General features: G+C 73.0%; 5 protein-coding genes. 3 read left to right on the top strand and 2 right to left on the bottom strand.

Annotated elements, in window-relative coordinates:
* Nucleotides 1-254: 4'-phosphopantetheinyl transferase superfamily protein (locus IH13_RS0102170; protein WP_031080544.1), on the bottom strand; the 254-nt coding region annotated here is incomplete at its 3' end.
* A gap of 24 nt (nucleotides 255-278) precedes the next feature.
* Nucleotides 279-2126 (bottom strand): glutamine--fructose-6-phosphate transaminase (isomerizing), encoded by a 1848-nt coding sequence (gene glmS, locus IH13_RS0102165; protein WP_031080542.1) that lies wholly within the window; start codon nucleotides 2124-2126, stop codon nucleotides 279-281.
* Between the two features lie 237 nt (nucleotides 2127-2363).
* Between glmS and IH13_RS0102160 the strand changes: the two genes are divergently transcribed.
* The 3 genes from IH13_RS0102160 (at nucleotide 2364) to IH13_RS0102150 (ending at nucleotide 6152) form a co-directional block, all read left to right on the top strand.
* On the top strand, nucleotides 2364-3125 hold the full coding sequence (locus IH13_RS0102160) for a DeoR/GlpR family DNA-binding transcription regulator (protein ID WP_031080540.1): 762 nt from the start codon (nucleotides 2364-2366) through the stop codon (nucleotides 3123-3125).
* Nucleotides 3122-4069, top strand: a complete 948-nt coding sequence (gene pfkB / locus IH13_RS0102155) for a 1-phosphofructokinase (RefSeq protein WP_031080538.1) — start codon at nucleotides 3122-3124, stop codon at nucleotides 4067-4069. Before IH13_RS0102160 ends, pfkB begins: the two co-directional genes overlap by 4 nt.
* A gap of 82 nt (nucleotides 4070-4151) precedes the next feature.
* Entirely contained in the window at nucleotides 4152-6152 is a 2001-nt protein-coding gene (locus tag IH13_RS0102150) for a PTS fructose transporter subunit IIABC (protein ID WP_031080535.1), read from the top strand.
* Nucleotides 6153-6158 lie beyond the last annotated feature (6 nt).

Raw genomic sequence — 6158 nt, 5'->3', positions numbered from 1 at the left:
AGCCGCGCCCGGCCGCTCTCCTCGACGCGGACCTCGGCGTCCGTCCACAACAACCCACCGGGTGCCCCGAGCGCCTTGGCCAATGCCTCCTTGGCGGCGAACCGGGCCGCCAGCGACGCGGTCCCCCGCCGCTCCCCGCCGGGCAGCAGCAGCTCCGCCGGGCGGAAGAGCCGTCCGGCCAGCTGCGGCGTGCGTTCCAGCGCCGCGCCGAACCGCTCGACCTCCGCCACGTCGATCCCGACCCCGATGATCACGCGTCCACCCACCCACTCATTCACTCACTCGACGGTCACGGACTTCGCCAGGTTGCGGGGCTGGTCCACCTCGTTGCCCCGGGCGGTCGCCAGTTCGCACGCGAAGACCTGCAACGGCACGGTGGCGACCAGCGGCTGGAGCAGCGTAGGCACAGCCGGGATCCGGACGAGGTGGTCGGCGTACGGGACGACCGCGTCGTCGCCCTCCTCCGCGATGACGACGGTACGCGCTCCCCGGGCCCTGATCTCCTGGATGTTCGACACGATCTTGTCGTGGAGGACCGAACGGCCGCGCGGGGACGGCACGATGACGACGACCGGCAGCCCCTCGTCGACGAGGGCGATCGGTCCGTGCTTGAGCTCCCCGGCGGCGAAGCCCTCGGCGTGCATGTACGCGAGTTCCTTGAGCTTCAGCGCGCCTTCGAGGGCCACCGGGTAGCCGACGTGCCGTCCGACGAAGAGCACGGTGTCCCGGTCGGCGAGCGTCCGGGCCAGCTCCCGTACGGGCTCCATCGTGCCCAGTACCTCCTCGACCTGGCGGGGGATCTCGGAGAGCTGGCGGACCACGGTGCGGATCTCGTCGCCCCACTTGGTGCCGCGGACCTGGCCGAGGTAGAGCGCGACCAGGTAGCAGGCGACCAGCTGGGTCAGGAACGCCTTGGTGGAGGCGACGGCGACCTCGGGGCCGGCGTGGGTGTAGAGGACGGCGTCGGACTCCCGGGGGATGGTCGAGCCGTTGGTGTTGCAGATGGCCAGCACCCTGGCGCCCTGCTCGCGGGCGTGGCGCAGGGCCATCAGCGTGTCCATGGTCTCGCCGGACTGGGAGATGGCGACGACCAGGGTGCGGGCGTCCAGGATCGGGTCCCGGTAGCGGAACTCGCTGGCCAGCTCGGTCTCGCAGGGCAGCCGGGTGACGTGCTCGATGGCGTACTTGGCGATCATCCCGGCGTGGAAGGCGGTCCCGCAGGCGACGACGACGACCTTGTCGACCTCCCGCAGGACGTGCGGCGGGATGCGCACCTCGTCGAGGTGGAGGACGCCCGAGCCGTCGACGCGCCCCAGGAGGGTGTCGGCGACGGCCTTCGGCTGGTCGGCGATCTCCTTGAGCATGAAGGAGGCGTACCCGCCCTTCTCGGCGGCGGAGGCGTCCCAGTCGACGTGGTACGCGCGCACGTCGGCGGGGCGGCCGTCGAACCCGGTGACCACGGCCCCGTCCCGGCGCAGTTCGACCACCTGGTCCTGGCCGAGTTCGATCGCGGAGCGGGTGTGGGCGATGAACGCGGCCACGTCCGAGGCGAGGAACATCTCCCCGTCCCCGACGCCCACCACCAGCGGTGAGTTGCGCCGCGCCCCGACGACCGTGCCGGGCTCGTCCGCGTCCACCGCGACCAGGGTGAACGCGCCCTCCAGCCGACGGCAGACCTGCCGCATGGCCTCGGCGAGCTCCCCGGCCGAGGAGTACGCCTCCGCCAGCAGGTGGGCCACCACCTCGGTGTCGGTCTCGGAGGCCAGGTCATGGCCCCGGCCGGCCAACTCCTCGCGCAGGACGGCGAAGTTCTCGATGATCCCGTTGTGCACGACGGCGACCCGGCCCGCGTTGTCCAGATGCGGGTGCGCGTTGGCGTCGGTCGGCCCGCCGTGCGTGGCCCAACGGGTGTGCCCGAGGCCGGTGTTCCCGGCCGGGAGCGGCCGTTCCTTGAGCTCCTTCTCCAGGTTGACGAGCTTCCCGGCCTTCTTGGCCGCGGCCAGCCCCCCGTCCGCCAGGACGGCGACCCCGGCCGAGTCGTACCCCCGGTACTCCAGCCGCCTCAGCCCCGCGACGACGACGTCCTGCGCCGACTGTCCACCGACATAACCCACGATTCCGCACATATCGGCAGCCTAAGGCCCGCGCGCCACCCCACCCGGCGAGCGACATGTCCGAGGAACCGACGCGCCCGCCACCGGCCGCCGCACCCTGCCGACTCCGTGGCGTACGTCACCCCATGCACCGCGTGCGGATGTCCGACCATGTCCGCCGAGCGCCCGGATGTGTTTACTTCTCCGTCGCCCACCCGTAGCCTGGGCGCAAAACCCACACAGTCGGGCATGGAACGGATACGAAACCACATGTACGCACCGGAGCGGCAGCAAGAGATCCTCCGCCTGGCCCATGACAGCGGCCGGGTCGACGTGTTGTCTCTCGCCGAGGAGTTCCAGGTGACCGCCGAGACCATCCGGCGCGACCTCAAGGCGCTCGACCGGGCCGGACTCCTGCGCCGCGTGCACGGGGGAGCCATCCCGGCCGGTCGTCTCGGTTTCGAGCCGGACCTCGCCGAGCGCGACGTGGTGGCCGCCGACGAGAAGGACCGCATCGCGGCCGCCGCACTGGGCGAGCTGCCCGCCGAGGGCAACGTGATCATCGACGCCGGGACGACGACGGCCCGGCTGGCCGCCGCCTTCCCCCTCGATTCCACCCTCACCGTGGTGACCCACGCCCTGCCGGTCGCGGTCCGTCTCGCCGACCACCCGGGCATCGCGCTGCATCTGGCCGGGGGCCGCGTCCGCCACCGGACCCGGGCGGCGGTGGACGCCTGGGCCCTGGGCGCCTACAGCCAGATCAACGCGGACGTCGTCTTCCTCGCCACCAACGGCTTCTCCGTGCAAGGGGGTCTGACCACCCCGGACCTGGCCGAGGCTGCGGTGAAGCGCGCCGTGATCTCCGCGGCGCGCCGGGTCGTGCTCCTCGCCGACTCGGCCAAGTTCGGCCAGGAGCACTTCGCCCGCTTCGGCGACCTCGACGGCATCGACCTGCTCATCACGGACACCGGGCTCAGCCCCGAGAACGCCCTCGCCATCGAGAGCCGGGGCACGGAAGTAGTACGCGCATGATTCTCACCGTCACCCCCAATCCCAGCCTGGACCGCACCTACGAGCTGCCCGCGCTCACCCGTGGCGCCGTCCTGCGGGCCACCGCCGACCGGGTCGATCCCGGTGGCAAGGGCATCAACGTCTCGCGCGCGGTCGCGGCGGCCGGCCACCGCACGGTCGCGGTCGCACCGCTCGGCGGGCCCGAAGGCGCCCTGCTCGCACGGCTGCTGGGTGAGCACGGCATCGAGGCCGCCGGAGTGCAGATCGCCGGCAGCACCCGCGTCAACGTCACGCTCGTCGAGCCGGACGGCACCCTCACCAAGGTCAACGCGGCCGGACCCGAGATCACCGCGGCGGAGGCCGAGGCCCTGCTGGACGCCGTACGGGCACGCTCGGCGGCCACGGACTGGATCGCCTGCTGCGGCAGCCTGCCCCGCGGGCTGCCCGGCGAGTGGTACGCCGAACTGGTCGCGAGCAGCCATCGCGCCGGTGCCCGGATCGTCCTGGACACCTCGGGCGCCGCCCTCGTCGCGGCACTGCGGGAGCGGCCCGACGTGATCAAACCGAACGCCGAGGAGCTCGCCGAAGCCGTCGGGCGCCCGCTCGCCACGGTCGGCGCGGCCGTCAGGGCCGCCGAGGAGCTGCGCACGCGTGGCGCGCAGTGCGTCCTGGCCAGCCTCGGTGCCGACGGGCAGCTGCTGGTCGACGGTTCCGGAACGTACTTCGGCAGTGCGCGGGTGGACACCGTCCGCAGCAACGTCGGCGCGGGAGACGCCTCCCTGGCGGGGTTCCTCGCCGCGGGCGGCACCGGCCCGGCCGCCCTCGCCGCCGCGGTGGCGCACGGGGCCGCGGCCGTCCAGCTGCCGGGGAGCGTCATGCCCACCCCGGCGGACCTCGATCCGTCCTCGGTCACCACGACCACGGACGTCCCCCTGGACCGCCCTCTGACGGAGCCGGCCTCATGACCGCCCGGCCTCCGCGTACACGCAACCGCCCCCACGTCCCCCGAGCCGCCCGCCCGGCGGTCCATGAGCAAGGAGCCCCGCGATGAGTGAGCTGATCACCGCGGACCTGGTCGATCTCGATCTGTCCGCCGAGACGAAGGACGAGGCCGCCCGGTCCCTGGCGGAACGGATGGTCGCGGCCGGCCGCGTCACCGACCTCGACGGCTTCCTCGCCGACGTGGCGGCCCGGGAGGCCCAGATGCCGACCGGTCTGGACGGCGGGATCGGCATCCCGCACTGCCGCAGCGAGCACGTCTCGGCGCCGACGCTCGCCTTCGGGCGCAGCGGCCGGGGCATCGACTTCGGCGCGCCGGACGGCCCCGCCGACCTGATCTTCCTGATCGCCGCACCGGCCGGAGCGGACGACGCCCATCTCGCCATCCTGTCGGGGCTGGCCCGGCGGCTGATGGACAGTGAGTTCACCGACGCGCTGCGGGCCGAGCGGGACGGCGCCGGGGCCGCGGCGCTCATCAGCGGTGAGCGGGACCCCGCGTCGTCCGCCTCCGCCACGGCGGCGCCCTCCGCCACGGCGGTGCCCGCGTCCGAGCCGGTGCCGGAGGAGCCGTTCCGGATCGTCGCCGTCACCTCCTGTCCCACCGGTATCGCCCACACCTACATGGCCGCCGAGTCGCTGGAGACCGCGGCCCGGGCCGAAGGTGTCGAACTCAGCGTCGAGACACAGGGCTCGGCCGGGTTCGAGCAGCTGGATCCGGCGGTCATCGCCGCGGCAGACGCCGTCATCTGGGCCCATGACGTCGAGGTGCGGGAGAAGGCGCGGTTCAGCGGCAAACCGGTCGTCGACGTCGGGGTGAAGGCCGGGATCAACCGGCCCGGCGAACTGATCGCCGAGGCGCGCGGCAAGGCCGAGCGCGGCGAGGTCAGCACCCTCGCCGACGGTCCCGCCCCGGAGGGCGGCGGTGACGGGGCGGCCGGTGGCGACCGTACGCACTTCGGTGTCCGGCTGCGGACCTACCTGATGTCCGGCGTCAGTTACATGGTGCCGTTCGTCGCGGCGGGCGGACTCCTCATCGCCCTGTCCTTCGCCATCGGCGGCTACGAGATCGCCGGTGCCAAGTCGGTCGCCGACCACTTCGTGTGGAGCGAGGCCGACAGCTGGGCCGCCCTGCTCAACCAGATCGGCAGCGCCGCGTTCGGCTTCCTCGTGCCGGTGCTGGCGGGCTACATCGCGTACGGCATGGCGGACCGGCCCGCGCTGGTCCCCGGATTCGTGGGCGGCGCGATCGCCCTGACCATCGACGCGGGCTTCCTCGGCGGCCTGGTCGCCGGGCTCCTGGCCGGTGCCGTGGTGATGGCGATCCAACGGGTGAAGGTGCACCCCACGCTGCGCGGCATCATGCCGGTGCTCGTGATCCCGCTGATCGCGTCGACAGTGGTCGGCTTCCTGATGTTCATCGTGGTCGGCAAGCCGATCGCCTCGCTCCAGAACGCGCTCACCGACTGGCTGAACGGTCTGTCCGGCTCCAACGCGGTCATCCTGGGCGTCGTCCTCGGCCTGATGATGTGCTTCGACATGGGCGGCCCGCTCAACAAGGTCGCCTACGCCTTCGCCGTCGGCGGCCTGGCCGACCCGACCCCCGGCAGCCTCAAGGTCATGGCCGCCGTCATGGCCGCGGGCATGGTCCCGCCGCTCGCCCTGGCGCTCGCCACGACCGTGCGCGGCAGGCTGTTCACCCACACCGAGCGGGAGAACGGCCGGGCGGCCTGGGTCCTGGGTGCCTCGTTCATCACCGAGGGCGCGATCCCGTTCGCCGCGGCCGACCCGCTGCGGGTGATCCCCTCGGTCATGGCGGGCGGAGCGGTGACCGGCGCCCTCTCGATGGCCTTCGGCTGCACGCTCCGCGCGCCGCACGGCGGGATCTTCGTCGTGCCGCTGATCGGGGAGCCGTTCCTGTACCTGCTGGCCATCGCCGTGGGTACGGCGGTCTCGGCCGCTCTCGTGGTCGTGCTCAAGGGGACCCGCCGGACCCCGCAGGGGGCCGCGGACACGGCAGCCGGAAAGCCGGAGGCAGCCGTCGCGGCCTGACCTCCG

Origin of the sequence: Streptomyces sp. NRRL WC-3549, from assembly GCF_000721935.1 — a bacterium.
Lineage (GTDB): Bacteria > Actinomycetota > Actinomycetes > Streptomycetales > Streptomycetaceae > Streptomyces.
The sequence above is the reverse complement of the archived record's forward strand: the minus strand, read 5'-3'. Positions and strand labels throughout refer to the sequence as shown.

Excerpts from the sequence above, each read along its gene's own strand:
- glmS (WP_031080542.1), bottom strand. The coding sequence starts at position 2,126 with ATGTGCGGAATCGTGGGTTATGTCGGTGGACAGTCGGCGCAGGACGTC.
- IH13_RS0102160 (WP_031080540.1), top strand. The coding sequence starts at position 2,364 with ATGTACGCACCGGAGCGGCAGCAAGAGATCCTCCGCCTGGCCCATGAC.
- pfkB (WP_031080538.1), top strand. The coding sequence starts at position 3,122 with ATGATTCTCACCGTCACCCCCAATCCCAGCCTGGACCGCACCTACGAG.
- IH13_RS0102150 (WP_031080535.1), top strand. The coding sequence starts at position 4,152 with ATGAGTGAGCTGATCACCGCGGACCTGGTCGATCTCGATCTGTCCGCC.